The 16,732-nt window shown below is 67.5% G+C and carries 17 protein-coding genes and 1 pseudogene; 16 read left to right on the top strand and 2 right to left on the bottom strand.

The features are described from left to right. Positions 1-43 precede the first annotated feature (43 nt). The 7 genes and pseudogenes from AS594_RS35930 to AS594_RS35900 all read left to right on the top strand — a co-directional run bounded on the left by AS594_RS35930 (position 44) and on the right by AS594_RS35900 (position 4,280). Positions 44-514 carry a roadblock/LC7 domain-containing protein gene (locus AS594_RS35930; RefSeq protein WP_069935832.1) on the top strand — a complete coding sequence of 157 codons (471 nt, stop codon included), beginning with the start codon at positions 44-46 and terminating at the stop codon, positions 512-514. Position 515: 1 nt separating this feature from the next. After that, positions 516-878 (top strand): DUF742 domain-containing protein, encoded by a 363-nt coding sequence (locus AS594_RS35925; RefSeq protein WP_069935831.1) that lies wholly within the window; start codon positions 516-518, stop codon positions 876-878. Next, positions 856-1,531, top strand: a pseudogene (locus AS594_RS35920) (GTP-binding protein). Before AS594_RS35925 ends, AS594_RS35920 begins: the two are co-directional and overlap by 23 nt. Further along, positions 1,479-2,006 carry a GAF domain-containing protein gene (locus AS594_RS35915; protein ID WP_069935829.1) on the top strand — a complete coding sequence of 176 codons (528 nt, stop codon included), beginning with the start codon at positions 1,479-1,481 and terminating at the stop codon, positions 2,004-2,006. Before AS594_RS35920 ends, AS594_RS35915 begins: the two are co-directional and overlap by 53 nt. Positions 2,007-2,066: 60 nt before the next feature. Further along, positions 2,067-3,317: an acyl-CoA dehydrogenase family protein gene (locus AS594_RS35910; RefSeq protein WP_069935828.1), complete on the top strand. Its 1,251-nt coding sequence runs from the start codon at positions 2,067-2,069 to the stop codon at positions 3,315-3,317. Between the two features lie 53 nt (positions 3,318-3,370). After that, complete coding sequence (locus AS594_RS35905; protein ID WP_069935827.1) at positions 3,371-3,871, top strand: LuxR C-terminal-related transcriptional regulator; 501 nt, start codon at positions 3,371-3,373, stop codon at positions 3,869-3,871. Between the two features lie 55 nt (positions 3,872-3,926). After that, positions 3,927-4,280, top strand: coding sequence for an STAS domain-containing protein (locus tag AS594_RS35900; protein WP_069935826.1), 354 nt, complete (start codon positions 3,927-3,929; stop codon positions 4,278-4,280). Positions 4,281-4,594: 314 nt separating this feature from the next. Here AS594_RS35900 and AS594_RS35895 read toward each other — a convergent pair whose 3' ends face one another. Then, complete coding sequence (locus tag AS594_RS35895) at positions 4,595-5,917, bottom strand: NsdA family TPR-like regulatory protein (RefSeq protein ID WP_107393252.1); 1,323 nt, start codon at positions 5,915-5,917, stop codon at positions 4,595-4,597. Positions 5,918-6,150: 233 nt separating this feature from the next. On the opposite strand from AS594_RS35895, the gene AS594_RS44100 reads away from it, so the two are divergent. The 8 genes from AS594_RS44100 to AS594_RS35860 all read left to right on the top strand — a co-directional run bounded on the left by AS594_RS44100 (position 6,151) and on the right by AS594_RS35860 (position 14,636). Beyond that, positions 6,151-6,570 carry a hypothetical protein gene (locus AS594_RS44100; RefSeq protein ID WP_141747219.1) on the top strand — a complete coding sequence of 140 codons (420 nt, stop codon included), beginning with the start codon at positions 6,151-6,153 and terminating at the stop codon, positions 6,568-6,570. Between the two features lie 32 nt (positions 6,571-6,602). After that, positions 6,603-7,826, top strand: a complete 1,224-nt coding sequence (locus AS594_RS35890) for a class I SAM-dependent methyltransferase (RefSeq protein ID WP_167368106.1) — start codon at positions 6,603-6,605, stop codon at positions 7,824-7,826. Positions 7,827-7,952: 126 nt separating this feature from the next. Continuing rightward, entirely contained in the window at positions 7,953-8,669 is a 717-nt protein-coding gene (locus AS594_RS35885) for a uracil-DNA glycosylase family protein (protein ID WP_069935824.1), read from the top strand. Positions 8,670-8,758: 89 nt separating this feature from the next. After that, the gene (locus AS594_RS35880; RefSeq protein WP_069935823.1) at positions 8,759-9,538 is read left to right on the top strand and encodes a TIR domain-containing protein; all 780 of its coding nucleotides are present in this window, start codon (positions 8,759-8,761) and stop codon (positions 9,536-9,538) included. Positions 9,539-9,711: 173 nt separating this feature from the next. After that, positions 9,712-11,496, top strand: coding sequence for an AMP-binding protein (locus AS594_RS35875; protein WP_240509200.1), 1,785 nt, complete (start codon positions 9,712-9,714; stop codon positions 11,494-11,496). Further along, the gene (locus AS594_RS35870; protein WP_069774259.1) at positions 11,493-12,629 is read left to right on the top strand and encodes a beta-ketoacyl synthase N-terminal-like domain-containing protein; all 1,137 of its coding nucleotides are present in this window, start codon (positions 11,493-11,495) and stop codon (positions 12,627-12,629) included. Before AS594_RS35875 ends, AS594_RS35870 begins: the two co-directional genes overlap by 4 nt. Then, a complete protein-coding gene (locus AS594_RS35865) occupies positions 12,626-13,594 on the top strand; it encodes a beta-ketoacyl synthase N-terminal-like domain-containing protein (RefSeq protein WP_069935822.1) in 969 nt (322 codons plus the stop codon). The genes AS594_RS35870 and AS594_RS35865 overlap by 4 nt, the downstream gene beginning before the upstream one ends. A gap of 40 nt (positions 13,595-13,634) precedes the next feature. Continuing rightward, positions 13,635-14,636, top strand: a complete 1,002-nt coding sequence (locus AS594_RS35860; protein WP_069935821.1) for a thioesterase domain-containing protein — start codon at positions 13,635-13,637, stop codon at positions 14,634-14,636. A 77-nt stretch (positions 14,637-14,713) separates the two neighbouring features. Here the strand turns inward: AS594_RS35860 and AS594_RS35855 are convergent, their stop codons facing one another. Continuing rightward, complete coding sequence (locus tag AS594_RS35855) at positions 14,714-15,103, bottom strand: hypothetical protein (protein ID WP_069774265.1); 390 nt, start codon at positions 15,101-15,103, stop codon at positions 14,714-14,716. Between the two features lie 612 nt (positions 15,104-15,715). Here AS594_RS35855 and AS594_RS35850 point away from each other — a divergent pair. Beyond that, positions 15,716-16,732, top strand: a complete 1,017-nt coding sequence (locus AS594_RS35850; RefSeq protein ID WP_240509199.1) for a phosphotransferase enzyme family protein — start codon at positions 15,716-15,718, stop codon at positions 16,730-16,732.

The raw sequence follows: 16,732 nt of genomic DNA, 5'->3' as shown, positions 1-16,732 counted from the left end.
GCCACCTCCCCCACAAACACAAGAACAACACCAGGAGCAACCGATGCAGAACAAAGGATTCTCGACCACCGGCAACCTGCCGTCCGCGCGTCCCGCGCGCGAGCAACTGAGTAAGCTGCTCGCTGACCTCGCCAAACAGACCCCCGGCATGCTGCACGCTCTACTCGCCGCGGGCGACGGCCTCAAGCTGGCCCACACCATGACCGTGGACGAGGCGGACAAGCTCGCCGCCACCATTCCCCCGATGTACGCACTCGTCAAGGGCCAGTTCGCGGGCTCGGAGGGTGGTGTGCGCCAGATCGTCGCGGAGCACGACGCCGGTCTGCTCTTCATCTGCAGCGCCGGTGGTCAGGCGCGGAATGAAGCGCTCGTCGGCACGCTGCTCGCGGTGCTGACGACGCCGCAGGCCGATGCAGGTCAGGTGGCCTTCGAGATGGGCAAGTTCGTCAAGTCCCTCGAGGACCACCTGCTCGTGGCGGCCCGCCGGAACATGGTGCCCGGGCACGGGCTGTGACATGGGTGACGGATGGTCCGACGCCGCCTTACGTGATGTGCGTCCGTACACGGTCACCGGGGGACGGACCCACCCCAGGCACGCGCTGAATCTCACGACCTGTCTCATCACCAGGCCCACCCGCCAGCCGGTACAGCAAAGTGCGGAGATCGCTGAACTGTTGTTCCACTGCAGCGGCGGCCCTCGCTGCGTCGCCGAGATCGCTGCCGTGATGCACCAGCCCGCTCAGGTGATCAAAGTTCTGGTCAGCGATCTCCTCGACGCCGATGCCCTTGCCTTTGCCAACCCCTCAGGCCCCGTCACTGATGACGCCGAAGTCGAACTACTGGAGGCACTGCTCGATGGGCTACGCCGGAAGGTCTGACGTCGCGGCCCCGGAGGGGGGTCTTGTGCCCGCAGCCGAATTGAAGATCGTCGTGGCCGGAGGCTTCGGTGTCGGGCAAGACCACTCTGGTCGGCACGCTCAGCGAGATCCCGCCACTGACGACAGAGGAGATCCTCACCGTGGCCGGCGCGGGCATCGACAATCTCGAAGGGATCGCGAGCAAGGCGACCACGACCGTTGCCATGGACTTCGGCCGGATCACCTTCACCGAACCGCGCCCCATGATCCTTTTCCTGTTCGGAACGCCGGGACAGGAACGGTTCTGGTCGGCTTGGAACGATCTCGCGTACGGCGCGGTCGGCGCCGTCATCCTGGCGGACACCCGGCGCCTGGAGGACTCTTTCGCCGCGGTCAGCTGGTTCGAACAGCGGGGCATGCGGTTCGTGGTGGCCGTCAACGAGTTCGACGGTGCGGCCCACCGCTACACCACTGACGAGGTCCGTCAGGCCCTCGAGCTCGACACCGGTGTCCCCGTGCTGACCTGCGACGTCCGGCTGCATTCATCCGCCCTGGCCGTCCTGATCAACGTGGTCGGCCACAGCCTGGCCCGTCGCGCCCATAGACCCCTGGAGCTTTCGCATGACACAGCCCCCCGGCAACTCCCACGCCACGGCGCAGCAGGTCGAGCGTGATGCAGCGCTGCGTGCCCTGGGACTCACGGGTCCCGACCGGGACCTCGACGCCTTCGCCACACGTCTGGCAGAGGCCGCCGACATGCCCTACGCCATGGTCAACATCTTCGGCTCCGAGCAGCAGTTCTTCGGTCTGCACACCCCAAGCGACGCCAGTGATCTGCCCTCCGTCGGGCGCAGCATGCCCCTGGATCACGGCTTCTGCCCCGAAGTCGTTGACCGCAAGCTGCCTCTCATCCTGCCTGACGTGTTCGCCCACCCGCGGTTCGCCGGAAACGCGGTCGTCGACCTGATCGGAATCCGTACCTACGCCGGCGCGCCACTGCTCCACGGGGGCACCGTCCTCGGCACCGTCTGCTACGTCGGACAGGAGGACCAGCCCCTGAGTACGGGCCGAGCGTCTCTCAATCTCATCCAGCAGCACCGGGATGAGGTCATGGCCTTCCTTTACCAGCGCGCCGGATACCAGCCGTAGCGGCAGACGCCCGCGCCGCCGTACGTCAGGAGCACTCAGTCAGGGAGGGGAGCCCCAACGATGTCCGACTCATTCCTCACCAAAGAACACCGTGAACTCCGGCAACGGGTACGCCTGTTTGCCGCGACGCAGGTCGCGCCCAGGGTCGCGGACATGGAGCGTGCTGGGGCTGTTGCAGAGGGCCAGGATGCCGCGATCGCCATCGCGAAGGACCTCGTTGTCGCCATCGCCCAGCAGGGGTGGATCGGCGCGACCATCGACAAGGCCTACGGAGGTATGGGGGCCGGCCACCTCGCCAAGACCGTCATCATCGAGGAACTGTCCCGCAGCAGCGCTGCTGTCGGAGCTGCGGTTCAGGCCTCCCAGCTCGGCGCAGCAAAGATCATTCACTACGGCAGCGTGGAGCAGAAGCGCCGGTGGCTGCCGAAGATCGCCAGCGGGAGTGTGCTGCCCACCATCGCGGTGACGGAGGCTGGGTCGGGCAGCCATGTTCTCGGGATGCGGATGACCGCCCATCGCGAGGGGCTGCATTACGTGCTCAACGGCCGGAAGGTGTTCGTCGGCAATTCCCACATCGCTGACGTGCACGGGGTCGTCGCCCGCACCGGCGAAGGTTCCCGGGGCCTGACCGCGTTCCTCGTCGAGTCCAACCGGCCCGGCCTGACGGTGGCCCCGCACGGCCAGGCGCTCGGCCTTCGGGGTTTCTCGTTCGGGGAGCTGCACTTCAAGGACTGCCGGATTCCGGTCACCAACCGGCTCGGCCGTGAAGGAGACGGCAGGGACATTGCAGACTCCTCGAGCACCCTCTACGGACGCCCCAATCTGGCGGCTGTTGCCCTTGGCATCCACCAGGCGATCTTGGACCAGACGGCCAGGTTGACCAGCGAGCGGATGCGCTACAACAACCCCCTGCACCACCTGCACCACGTCAGGCTGAAGGTTGGGCTCATCAGGTCCCGGGTGATGACGTCCCGGCTCACCGCCTATCACGCGGCCTACCTGCTCGACGCAGGTCAAGCCTGCGATCCCGACCTGATGAACGCCAAACTGACCGGAGTGGAACTGGTGCTCGACTCCGCCCGGGCCGCGATGGAGATCCACGCCGCGGCCGGCCTCATGACCGACGCCCCTCTCGAGCGCTTCCTACGCGACGCGCACCACATCTATGCCCCGGCCGGCACCTCCGACATACAGGCGCTGCGACTGGCCGAAGCCGCCCTCGGCCAGTCCAAGGGCCAGTGGTCGCAGCGGCTGTCCGCCTTGCTTGCCCTCGCTCCCCTCCCCCGCACTCCGCTGACACCCGTGGCATGACGTCCCGGCCGCACCGCTTCCACTTCTTACAGCCTCGACCTCAGGACCCATCGATGACCATCACGTCCACATCCATACCCGCTGACCAGCGCCTCCGGTTCACGCCCACCGAGATTCGCGTGGCCGAGCGTCTCGTGGCCGGGCAGTCCAACGCCGAAGCAGCGGCAGCACTGGGCATGCAGCCAGAAACCTTCAAAAGCCACCTGAGCAAGATCGGCGAGAAGGTCCAGGTGCCCAGCAGTCGCCCTGCCCGCGCCCACGCCATCTTGATGAGCGGGCAGGTCCCTCCGCCCGCCACGTCGGCCAATCGCCCCCCGCTCACCGAGGACGACCGGCTGCTCCTCACGGCTGCCGCTGAGCACTCGACGACCGAGGGCATCGCCCAGGCCGTCAGCGCGTCTCCAAAGACCGTGCGCAGGAAGCTGGCCGCCCTGGTCACTTCGACAGGCGCCGACAACCTGACTCATCTGGTGGGGCTGAGCCACTACTGGGGTTACCTCGGCCCCGGGCAGTCCCTTGCCGCTACCGATGAGAACCGTGCTGAGCATGACTGAACCGCACGGGTCACCCAGCGGCCGCGGACCGGTCGTTCGCTTCGGGGACGCCTGGATGAGTTTCGTGCTCCGCCCCCCACACCGCGTGGTCACGGTCGGCGGTGAACTCTTCGTCTACGAGGCGCCCGGCTTACGAGCGGCTTTGTGCAAGGCGATCGAGGAGGATGCCGGCGACCTGATCCTCTCGACGCTAGAGGTCGAGTTCTTCGACTCGACCTGTTTGGGAGCCCTGGTCGGCGCGGTGATGCAGCTGCGAGAAGCGCCGGGCGGGCGCACCGTTCGGGTTGTCGACGCTGGACGAGTAGTGAAGATCCTGAAGGTCACCGGTCTTACCGAGGTGCTGGACCTCTACGCCACTGTGGACGACGCCCTGCTGGCTGCAGCCAACTCTCTGGCGAGGACGGCATGACCCTTCCAGCTCCGCATGTGTCGGCAGCCCGTGTCCACACCGAGTCCCTGGGCGGCGACAGTGCCCTCACGCTGGATCGCGTCGTGGCCCACTACGTGATCGCGGCGGCGCCGTGGTGGCTGTCGGCCGCCCGGGGCTTGCACCGGAATGACGCACGGCACGTGGCCCATCTCGCCGCGCGAGGTCTTGACCAGCTTCGCAACCGGGGCAGCGGACTGCCCTCACCCTGCGGCAGGCAGGTCCAGAAGATCGCCGCCGGCCTTTCGCAGGCGTGCAGCCAGCTGGGTGGCCGAACTGCCCGCCGGCCCGCCCCGTTATGCGACGGCGTGCAGCAGTTCAGGCACGCCTTCTGCCGCCCGGTAGGGGGTGAAGGCGGGAGCCAGATCGCGGACGAGCTGAACGCACCGCGGGGCTCCGATCCGTTCGGCCAGGTGGAGCGCTTCGAGGGCGTCTGCAGCCGCGGCCTCGGGTTCCCGACGGCTGAGGTGGCCCTGCGCCCGGTATGCGAGGAAGATGCCGCGGGTTTTGTCGCGGCTGGCTGGAAGGAGAGCTTGGCCTTCGGCGATGAGGGTGTGGGCCTGGGTGGTGTCGCCGAGGTCGAGCAGGCAGCGGCCCGAGTCGACAGCGAGGTCGGCCGTCGAGATCCACGAGCACCAGGCGGGGACGTCTCCCGCATCCCCGGCGCCGAGGAGGCGTTCTGCCGCGTTCAGGGCCTGCAGGGTGGCGCGGCGTTCGCCGAGAGCGGCTTGGGCGCGCGCCAGGCGCAGGTGCAGCAGCGAGCTGGCTGCGGGGTGGGTGGTGCGGCGCAGGGCCTTGGTCAGGATGCCGGCGGCGGTGGCGGGGTCGTCCCGCCAGGAGGCCTGATAGGCGAGGTCGCTGAGGAGGGCCGCGCCCATGTCCCGGTCGTCCCCGGCGTGGGCGTTGTGCAGCCCGGCGATCCAGTACCGGCTGGCGGCGCCGTGCTGGCCGTGGTCGAAGCGGATCCAGGCGACCGTCTGAGAGAGGCTGGCGGCGAGTTTGTGCAGGCGCGCTCCCAGGGGGCGGGAGTAGCGCTGTTCGTCGATCAGGTCGGTGACGCGCGCGAGGTGCGCGTCGTAGAGGGGCGCGATGTGCTGGCGTTGCTCGGTCGCCAGCGCGTTGAGGCGGGCGCTGGTCTCCTCCAGCAGGGCCACGACATCCTCGCCCACTGCGGCGCCGGGCGCGGGTGGTCCGGCGGCGAGAGCTGTGGGTTCGGTTCCGGCCCAGCTTCCGGCCAGGACGACGAGTGCGGATCCGGGGATGGCGCTGAGGAGGGTTCGGCGGTCCATGGTGTGCAGGGCCTCTCGCAGTGCGGGCACGGTGTTGGCGTGGCCGAGCGGTACGACACCTCTGTCGACGCGAGGAAGCCAGACCGGCCAGGCGGCAGGGTCCACCTCATCGGCTGGGATGCCCAGGACCTCCGCGATGTAGGTCTGAGAGACGGCGTCGGGCCGTACCCCGTTGACCTCCCACTTGCGCACCCGGGCCTTGTCCACGCCGGAGCGCAGTCCGTGACGACGGGCAGCGCCATGCACGGCCTCGGCGAACCCAACGCGGGTGAATCCCAGCGCGGTTCGCAGCGCGGCCAGCGGGTGGGGTGTGCGCTCGTCCTCGTCCACGACGAAATCCAATCAGGCAGGCACAGCCTGAGCGTACTGCCGCAAGTGGTGGGACTCCCGCGGGACTCCCGCCGAACCCTGTGGCGGCACGCACAGTTGGCCGACACTCGATCAACCCAGCGACCTTTCAGGCGCTGCGGCGCACCTCCCCGGTTCCGTCTGCACGGTGCCCCTGTGTGCACCCGGCCGCGTCCCTCGACGCCGAGCAGATGCGTTGCGAAAGGACTTCCTCAGTGATCAAGCAATCCTTGACGGTGGACGAAGTGGTCGGTGTGGCCGACCGTTATGCCGCTCTCGGTTTCGAGACTCGTGGAGACCTCGGGCAGCACTTCCTGCGGATCCCGGACGCGGCTCACGCCCTGCTGGAGCGGGCGGGCATTCCGGCGGGTGCCCACGTGCTTGAGGTAGGAGCGGGGCTGGGCACGCTCTCGTCCGCGATCGCGACAGCTGGACACCTATCGGCAACGACGTCACCGCGCTCCCCGTCGCCTTTGCGACTGCGGGCCGAGCTGCGCCCCGCCCGCCGTGGCGATCTCCGCCTCCGCCGACGCACTCCCCTTGCCGGCGGTGAGTGCCCGATGAGCACTCAGCTAGCCACCCTGTCTGCCGCCGTCGACGCTCCGTCCGTGCGCGCCGCGCAAGGTGAGAAATAGAGGCCCCCATGAGCCCAAACAGTTCCTATTGGATGAACCACGCCATTGGCGTCGCACAAAGGGCGCCACAATCAGGTCGGCGGGTCGGCGTTGCGCTCGTTTCTGAACACGACGAGTTGATTTGCTCCGCCTTCGAGGGGGAAGTACGCGGCGCATCCTGGTATCGCACTCTGCGGAGCAGGATGCAGGAACTCGGAATGCCCAGGGCGCACAGCGCATATCTGACAATCAACACCCTGTCGGCAAACCACTCGTTTGAGCTCGCCGAGCTCTTGAAGGAAGTGCGCATCGACAGGGTTTACATCGGTCTGCCAGACCCCGCGCTGACGAGCTACATTGATGACGATCCCGTCATTGCGCGAGGTCATGTACAACGCTTCCCCGACGATCTGCAGCGCGAGATCCTAGAGCAGAACCGAGACTTCTACGCAGCGAGCGAGCAAAACATCGAGTGCAACCCCCACTACTCCACACATCGCATCAGTGAAGCCGTCTCCTCCAGGCTGAAGTCGAAGGGTTTAGCGCTTTCCAGGAGTGATGTCAATGCGAACAGGGGGAGGATCGCGCTCGCTTCTCTGATCTGCCAGAGGTATGGGATCGAGTACAAAGAGGCTGATCGCGCCGTAAACGACACACTGTCCGAAGCCTTTGACGCGAAGTACGGCACCTATGACTACGCGTACGACGCTCGTGCCGCCAACTTGAGGTGGACCGACGACTTCATGTCGGTTTACGGGAGGTCGTCCACAAAGCCTCTGTCTACCGTCAACATCCTCAACGTCGGCGTCGGAGCCGGCTACGAAGCTGCAGCTCTGTTTTCGGATTGCCCGCAGATCACCTTTGTCGACATCGCGGAACGTGGTCTTGCAAATGTATGCGGACGCATTCCCTCGTCGAGAACGGTCGTCTCCAGCGCCGAAGACCTGTCCGCCCTGCCGGAGAACAGTTACGATCTGTATGTCTCCCTGAGAACGTACAACTCGTCGTTCTTCGATACGTCCGCGGCGGCCTCAGAGGCGCACAGAGTACTGAAACCCGGCGCGGTTATGATCGTCTCCGTAGCCAACGGATTTCTGTATACTCAGCGGGGCTGCGTCGTCCCAGGATTGATCATCCCCGGAACTGACTTCGTCGACCTCTATCGCGGGATGGACACAGCCAATCTGATTGGCGCGGAGCTCGACTGTGCCGAATTCAAAGATATCCGAATGTTCCCAACAAGCACCGAGATCTACCTGTCAGCTGTCACCGCCTGACGTTTCCACCGCCCCTCGAGTCGGCCATGTCCGCGACGTCCCATCAGTTCCGCGGGAAGGCTGGATCGCAGACGGCCGCGGCGACCGGACTGTTCAGAGTGACCAGCGCGAAGGAAGGACTTCTGCATGAACGGGCCAGTGACTGTTGCCCGTCGGATCCTGCAGTTCAACGAGGAACTTGCGGAAACGACGCTTGAACTGCCTCCCGGATTCACGGTCATCAACCCGTTCAGCGGCCCCCAGAAGGAGCGCGTTCGGGAGGTGACGACCGCGTTCTACAACAAGTACTACGACGACGATAAGCCGCGCCGTCTGGTACTGGGGAGCTCGCCCGCCCGACGCGGCACGGCCGTGACCGGGGTCCCGTTCGAAGACGCCAAGCTCCTCGAAAGCGAAACGGGAGTCGATATCGACGGCTATGCGGTGAGCCGGCCTTCCGCCGGGTTTCTGCACGACATCATCAGCCGCTACGGGGGCCGCGACAAGTTCTATGCCTACTTCGTCATGAGTTTTGTGTGCCCCCTTGGCCTGGTGAGAACGAACGCCAAGGGAAAGGAGGTCAACTGCAACTACTACGAGAACAAGAAGTTGCTGAAGCTCCTGCACTCTTTCCTCGTGGACACCTTGGAACGCCAGCTGGCATTCGGAACTGACACCTCGGTGTGCTACTGCATCGGCAGTGGCGAGAACTTCGCGTTCCTCTCGAAGGTGAACGAGGGTCAGCGCTTCTTCCAAAGGATCGTGCCCTTGGAACACCCGCGTTTCATCACTCAATACAACCGGGACAGAGAGGAAGAATTCGCCGAGAAATACCTGAGCGCCTTCCGCAGGCAAGGCGATTAGTTGCGTCCTCCGGTGCTTGCCAACCTCTCAGCTAATTCGACGAAGGCCGTAGGCTCCCAACGCGCCGGAACGAGAAGGAGAACAGTACATTGGCGACAGAAGGCAGAGTCCTGGTCCATTTCGGCTCGGAACGCGTGAGCGTTTACCGCTCCCGGAGCGGCGAGTTAAAACTACTCAAAAGGGAGCAGCTCGCGTTCGAAGACAGCCGCGCCCGCGAGGTGCTGGGAGACAGAGTCGGCGAGTTCTGCGCTGGCCTCACGGAGTTCAACGAGGTCGTCGACAACAAGACAACGCGCCTGTACGCCACTGGGGTCTTTCAGCAGCTCCTGCAGCCGGATGCGGCCGCACTGGTCAACAGCGTCTATGTCGACACTGGCCTCTATTTCAACATAGTCGGGCCTGAGCTGGAGCGGTTCTACCTGGAAACAGGCATGTCCGCGTGCGGATCGGACGACATGATGGAAGGTCTGATCCGGCGGGAGTTCCGGAATGCTGTTGTCTGCGGCAGCTTCCAGCAGTCTCTGGGGTACATCGAGGACATCATCGCCCGTCTGCGCGAGAGCGGCACCGTAGTGCTGAGCCCTCGGAGCACAAGGATCAAGCCGGAGACCGAGGGCACCGACTTCATCCTCTTCGACTACCAGGATCTCCTGAAGAACGACCGCGACACGTGGCGGCACAAGTACGTGCACATGGACGCGTTCAGGCAGGCCGACGCTGTTGTCGTATGCAACCCCGGCGGTCTCGTCGGAAAGGGCACAATCTTCGAGCTCGGCTTCATGTCCGCGCTTTCCAAGAGGGTCATCTTCACGGAGGAGCCCCTGGGCGTTTCTGTCTTGTTCCCCTGTGAGGTCGGCCTGGAGGCCTGAGCGCTCCAGCTGAGGGCTGCAGCGGCCCACCCCGTCCTTGAATCCCCGACCGTCACCAAGCGGCGTTTCGGCGAACAGGCACAGGGCCGGGAGCAGGTCTCCGGGTCACCCTCGCTCTCTTTCTAACCGGGTCTCACTTCTCGGGTACGAAGATACGGAAAGGATCCCCGACGGTGCGCGATGCAGAACCCATCGACATAGTGCGCGACCGGCTGCGAGAGATCGTGGCGTCTGTCCTCGAAGTGGAAAAGGAGGACATCGAGTCGGGTGCCCTGTTATATGAGGAACTCGGAATCAGCTCCTTGGAGAAGGTTGCGATCGTGGCCGCGATCGAGCGCGAGTGGGGAGCCTTGTCCGCTGAGGAAGCGGTAGCCCTCACCAGCCTGGACGCCGCGGTGTCCGTGCTCGGCGAGCGGGCGACACGCCTCTACGGTGTCGACCTGATCGACCGCCTGGTGGCAGGTCATGTCTCCGCCGGCCGGGGTGAAAGGACCAGCTACCTCGACCCCCAGGCGGGGGAGATCACCTACGAGGGCCTCCTGGAGGCAGCACGTGGGTACGCGGGCGCCCTCAGGGCAGTGGGCGTGCCCGAGGGCGCCCGCGGCCTTTTGGTCGCCGACGACTCGGTGGCGACCGTTGTCGCCGTCCTTGGCCTCTGGTGGCACGGCTGCGTCCCCGTGGTGATCAGTCCGATGCTCACGGACGACGAAGTCCGCTATATCGCCGAGAACTGCGCCGCCGCGATGGTGCACCTCGACGCAGCCCCCAAGCGGCGGCGCGCCTTGGAGGAGCTGTTCGAGACGACAACCCAGTTCGCCGGCGCTGACGTCCGCGCTGCTCTGGCGACGGCCGAGCCCGGCCCCGTACGCTGTCCGCAGGAGGCCGGGCCGCCGGCCGCGTGGAGTGCGGGGCGTGAGGCGCTCGTGCAGTACACCTCCGGAAGCACCGGGATGCCCAAGGGGGTGCGGCACTCGGCGGGTGCGATCGCGGCCATGGCCGACGGCATCGGCACTGTACTGGCGTTGACTCCCGAGGACACCGTGCTGTCCACCGCGCGGCTGTCTTTCGGCTACGGCTTCGGCAGTTCCGTCCTGTGCCCTCTGGCGGCTGGCTCCCGCGTTGCGCTCATCCGCGGCCCGGTCGACGTTCACTCACTCGCTGCCGCAATGCAGCGCCACCAGCCCACCGTGCTGTTCTCCGTCCCACGGCTGTACGCCGCGCTGCTGAACGCTTCCGGGACGGCGCTCGCCTCCGACTCCGTGCGGCTGTGCGTGGCGGCGGGCGAGAATCTGCCGGGTCCGCTCGGCGAGCGGATCCGCACCGCCTTCCAGGCCGAGCTGCTCAACGGTCTCGGCGCTACCGAGGTGCTCTACATAGTCGTCGGCACGCCGCCGGGGAAAGAGCGTCCGGGCACCTTCGGGGTCCCGGTGCCCGGGATCACCGCGACCGTCCGCGCTGTGGACGGCACGCCCGTCGCCGACGGGGAGGAGGGGCGGCTGCACATCGCCGGCCCGACCGTCGCCCTCGGCTACATCGGCCGGCCGGAGGCCGCAGCGGTCACGTTCGCCGACGGCGGTGCCTACACCGGCGACGTGGTGCGCCGTGCGCCGGACGGCACATTCACCCACCTGTGCCGCGCCGATGACCTGCTCAACCTGGGCGGCTACAAGGTCGTGCCGAGTGAGATCGAGAGCGTCATCCGCGGCGTGGAAGGGGTCCAGGAGTGCGTGGTGGTCGGCGGCCGCGACGTCGACGGCCTGGAGCAGGCCGTGGCGTACCTGGTGGCCCGGCCGGGATCCGACACGGCCGTGGTGCGGCGCGCGGTGACCGCCGCGATCCGTGGCGGTCTTGCCGCCTACAAGCGGCCCGCCCGTCTGGAGTTCCTCGACGAGCTCCCGACCACGTCGACCGGCAAGTTGGCCGCCTTCGAGCTCAGGAAGGCGGCTGCACAATCGTGACCCAGGACATCACGGGCATGGCGGCCGTTGCCAACATCGGTGCCAGCCCCTCCGAGATATTCGCCGCGTTGTGCGCGGGCCAGGAGAGCCGCAAGCCTCTGAAGGCCTTCGACCCGGACAAGTACAGGGCGGCCTACGCCTACGAGATCGACGACCGGCCCGAGGGCGGTGGCGACATCCCGCGGCGCGCCACCCGCTGGCTCACCCGCGTCGTCCGTGAGGCGGTCGCTGACGCGGGCCTGGGCGAGGACCTGTCGCAGGTACCCGTGCTGGTCGGGACCACCATGCGTGAGCAGCGCAGCCTCGAACTGTGGTGGCGTGACGACGCGGACGTCGCGCTCGAAGACCTGCACTTCGGCACCGCCCTGAAGGCGGCCTTCGGGGCGTCCACCACGTACACCTTCGCCAACGCCTGCTCCGCCACGCTGTACGCGCTCGGCATGGCCACCGACATGATCGAGCTCGGCATGGCCGACACGGTCGTCGTCGCCGGCACCGACGCCGCCACCGAGAGCGGCTTCGGCACGCTCGACCGGGTGCAGAACGACATCCCCGACGCGCTGCGCCCCTTCGACGCCACGCACAAGGGCATGCTGATGGGTGAGGGCGCGGCGGCCGTCGTCGTCCAGCGCGCCGGCACCGGGAGCCGGCCCGTGCACGCCCGGGTGCGCGGTGTGGGCATGAACTGCGATGCCCACCACGCCACCGCGCCCGACCCCGACGGCATCACCCGCGCGGTGCTCGACGCCTACCGCAGAGCAGGGGTGCGGGCGCAGGACATCGACCTGGTGATGCTGCACGGCAGCGGCACCCCCCTCAACGACGCGACGGAGTCGAGCGTCCTGCGCCGCATCTTCGACGGCGCCGGACCCGGTCCGCGGATGACCGCCATCAAGGCGATGACCGGCCACACCCTGGGCGGCTCGGGACTGCTCAGCCTCGTGATGGCGGTGCTCGCCATGAAGGAAGGGGCGGTACCCCCGGTCCTGGGACTCGCCGATCCGATCCCCGAGGCCGCCGGACTGGGCCTGGTGCAGGGTCCCCCCGTCTCCGGCGACCTGGCCATCGCGCAGATCGACGCGTTCGGCTTCGGGGGGATCAACGCCGTCGCGATCGTGGAGGCAGCCCGATGAGCACGACGAGCACCGCGCACATGAGGAACCCGAACGTCCGGGAGGTCGTCGTCACGGGCATCGGACTGGCGCTCCCCGGTGTCGCGACGTACGGCGACCTCCTCGGACCCCTGCCCGGAGAGGGCGGCTTCGACCCGGCCACCGGACTCAGCGGACGCAAGCTCCGCCACAAGGACCGCGCATCCCGGCTAGCCTTGCGGGCCGCCGAGTTCGCCCTCCACGACGCGGGCCTGACCGACGCCGACGCCACGTTCACGGGCGCGGCCGACTCGACCGCCGTCGTGGTCAGCACCAACCTGGGCAACGTGGACAGCGTCTGCGCAGCCACCGACACGATCGCCAGAGAAGGCGTCAGGGGCCTCAGCCCGCTGGGCCTGCCCCAGACCTCAAGCAACGTCATCGCCGGCTGGGTGGCCATCCGCTACGGGCTGCGCGGCCCCAACCTCACCGTCTGCAACGGCGTCACGGGCGGTCTGGACGCCCTCGCCTGGGCCCAGAACCTCATCGTGGCCGGGCGCGCCGAAGCAGCCGTCGTCGTCGGCGTCGAACCAGCCAGCGACGTGACGACGAAGCTGCTCGGCAAGCAGTCCACCGACGCGGCGGTCGCGATCGTCCTCGAACCAGCGAACGCAGCCGCTTCCGGTGGCGCACGGCCGCGCGCCACGATCGCCGGGTACGCACGGGCCCGGGACCTCGCCGCGGCGCTGACCTGCGCCGGTGTGGCGGAGGAGGAATTCGTCGGACTGTGGCTCGGGGACGAGGCGGATGCCGGGGCGGCCCAGCTGTTCCCAGCCACTCGCCGGATCGACCTGGAAGCCCAGCTGGGCCCGCTGTCCGGGGCACTGGGCGTTCTGCAGTGCGCCGCCGCGGCTGCCCACTTCGAGGGCGGCGCCACCGGGAACGTGCTCGCCACAGCCGGAGGCCCTCACCACGACGCGGCAGCCGCCCTGCTGCTGACCCCTTGACCGACCACTCGTCCATCCACGCAGGAGCCGGGGAGAACCCATGACCAGTGCGACCGTGAATATCGAGGAACTCCGCGCCCTGATAGCTGGCGTACTGGAGATCGAACCCGAGGAGGTCACCGACGAGGCGCACTTCACCGACGAGCTCGACGTCGACTCGTTGCTGATGCTCGAGATCTCAACCCGCGTGGAGAGCGCGTACGACGTCCCGGAGAACACCGTGGTCATCAGCGGTGCCAGGACCCTCGCCGAGCTGCACGCCTATCTCGTCTCGAAGCTCGTCGGCGAGACGTCGGCCGGGCCGGTCATCCGCCCGAGGCCGCTGAGCGACCCAGCGGCGCGCCTGTTCCTGTTCCACCACGCCGGCGGCTCACACCTGCTCTACCGAGGCTGGGCGGAACACTTCTCCCAGGACTGGGAACTCTGCCTCCTAGAGGCCCCCGGCCGAGGCCACCTGCAGACACTCCCGCTGATCGACGACTGCGACCGGCTGGTCGACTACTTCCACAACGCCATCGCTCCCCTGCTCGACCGGCCCTTTGGGTTCTTCGGCCACAGCCTGGGCGCCCTCATCGCCTACCAGCTCGCCCGCCGACTCCACCACGAGGGGGACCCGCTCCCCACCTGGCTGGGTGTGTCCGCCTATGGCGCCCCGCGAGCCGAGGCCGGCACCGACGACCGCCCTCACCTGATGTCCGACGACGAACTGCGCGGATGGCTGCGTAGCGTCGGCGGCAGCACACCGCAGCTTCTCGACAACGACGCTGTCTGGCCCACGTTCGCCCCTGTGTTCCGCAGCGACTTCAAACTCCTGGACACCTGGGCGCCTCCCCATGACCCCGAGCCGCTGCCCGTTCCGCTCTCGGTGTTCGGGGGCCGCCGCGACAAGCTGATCGGCGAGGACCGCCTGCTCTCCTGGCGAGCGTTCACCACGCGCTTCCGCGGACTCGAGAGGTACGAGGGCGACCACTTCTACGTGATGGACCACCGGCAGCCTCTCGCTGCCGCCATCACGGCCGCGATGCGTTCCGCCGCTGCATGAGCTCGCCTTCACGACCACGCCACCCGCTGGGTGATCAAGTCCAAGAAGGTGCCTGCGGCGGGTGCGGGGGCGGGCCCTCAGGCGTCGGGATCGACTTCGGGGTGCGTGAACCGCACGGGCCTGCCCAGCGACCGGGCGTAGGCGATTTCGGCCCGGGTGCTGTCTCCGATGTAGTCGCCGACCACGAGCACCTCGTCGGCGAGCAGGATCTTCGACCGGTGCAGTTCGTCGAGTCGAACCTTCAGCGCCTCAGCCTCGACAGGATCGGACCAAAACTCGTGCGGCGACTTCAGGTCGCAACCCGGCTTGACGACAATCCTCCCGGCCTTGGTCTCCCGCAGATCGGCCTCGGCCATCTCGGCCATGAAGCGAGTGGAGCCGCAGATCGCGACGATACGCGGGAAGCTCAGCTGCCTCTTCGCCTCGGCGAGCTTCTCCTCGGGGGTGATCACTGGCGGGGACGACACTGGTTCCTCCTGGTGGTGCGGCCCGAGGGGTGCCTGCGGAGACGAGAACGAAGGCGCCCAAGATCATCTTCTGGTGATGGACGTGGGCACCCGCGCGCCCGCACTCTATGTGACGAGCACCCCTACGTGGTGCCGCGCCGCCCGCCGGCCAGCCCTACGCCCCGCCTATGTGATGCCGAACCGGTCACCCCTCGCCACGAGAAGCCGGTGTCGGTTACCGCGTGCAACGCCTCGATCAGCCGATTCACGCGGCAGGGCGCCGCGGTGTCGGCTTGGTCGGCCGGTCCCCCGCCGGCAGCTGGTGGTGGTGCCGGGTCGGGCTCGGGCACTGCCACAACCCGAACGAGGGTGGCTCAATCAGATGACCGCGTTGACGGAGCGGTGTCCGCCGGCGACCTTGCGGCCCCGCTGCACTTGGTACGGCCCGCCGCAGCTGGCGGCCGCGGTTCATGCCCGCGTCCTGATCGACCCGACCGCCTGCCGCCCGCTCAGCATCTGAGCACTTCGCTGCGCTTCGACGAGGAGACCATGTCCACCGCCTCTCACCAGCCCGCCACCAAACCTGTCGCCGCGCCTTCCACACCCGGCCGCACCGCGGAGGAGGAGCAGATCATGGCGGTCGCCGACACGCTGGTGCTCGCGTACGGGCTGCACCCGGCAGACATCACGCGTATCCCGGAGGGCACCGCGACGGACAACTACGCCGTCGTGGACCAGGCGGGCCGGTGGCACTTCGCCAAGGTCTACCGCACTCGAGAGCACTTGGATCTGGAGCGGGCGTCGGTCGAACTGTCCGAGTACTGCGCCGACGGAGGTGTCGCGACCGCGCGGGCAACCCGCACGCGCGAGCACGAACTCATCGCGACCCACGGCCCCCTGCCCTTGTCCCTGTGGTCGTACGTGCCGCACACCGCAACCGCCGAAGGCGGCCTGAGGGGTGCACGGTGGGCAGCCGTCGGCACAGCGATGGGCCGCCTCCACAGTCGGCTCGCCGCTCACCCCGCCGCCGCACCCACCCTGAAACCTGGCGCCGCGGTGGGTGACGTGGCTACCGCACGAGACAGCTATGAGAGTCTGATTCTCGCGTTCCAGAGCAAGCCCAGGCTTGGGGAATTCGAGGCATGGTCGCTGCAGGCGACGCGTGAACGGCAAGCTCTCTTGGGTGGCGTCGAGCGCATCCTTGCTTCGCTTCCACCGCTGACGATCCAGATCCTGCACGGCGACCTGTCCGGCCCCAACGTCTTGTTGAAGGACGACGATGCCGCCGCGTTCGTGGACTTCCGACCGCCCACACCCTGGTACCTCGCCTGGGAAATCGCGCGTCTGGGCTGTGACCCCAGCAGCGTGCTGGCCAACGGTGTGGAGGGCTGGCTCACCGGATACACCGATCTCACCCTGGCCTACCGGGACGCCAACCCCAAGGCGTCCGCGAACGACCTCGTGTCCTCGCTCCGTGTGGGCTGTGCAGCCGTGCTCTGCTCGACGTTTCCGTTCTCGGCACCAGTTAAGCGTCCGCACATCGTCGACGCCGCACTTGAGTCCTACGGCAGGGCGCGGCACCAGGCCGATCTGATGCTGCTGGACCAGCTACCTGTCTTAGAGGAGGCCCTGCGCGACGCTCTTCGCTGA

Source organism: Streptomyces agglomeratus (assembly GCF_001746415.1).
In the GTDB taxonomy this organism is placed as follows: Bacteria; Actinomycetota; Actinomycetes; order Streptomycetales; family Streptomycetaceae; genus Streptomyces; species Streptomyces agglomeratus.
Note: the sequence above shows the minus strand (reverse complement) of the source record. Positions and strands in the feature narration are given on the sequence as shown.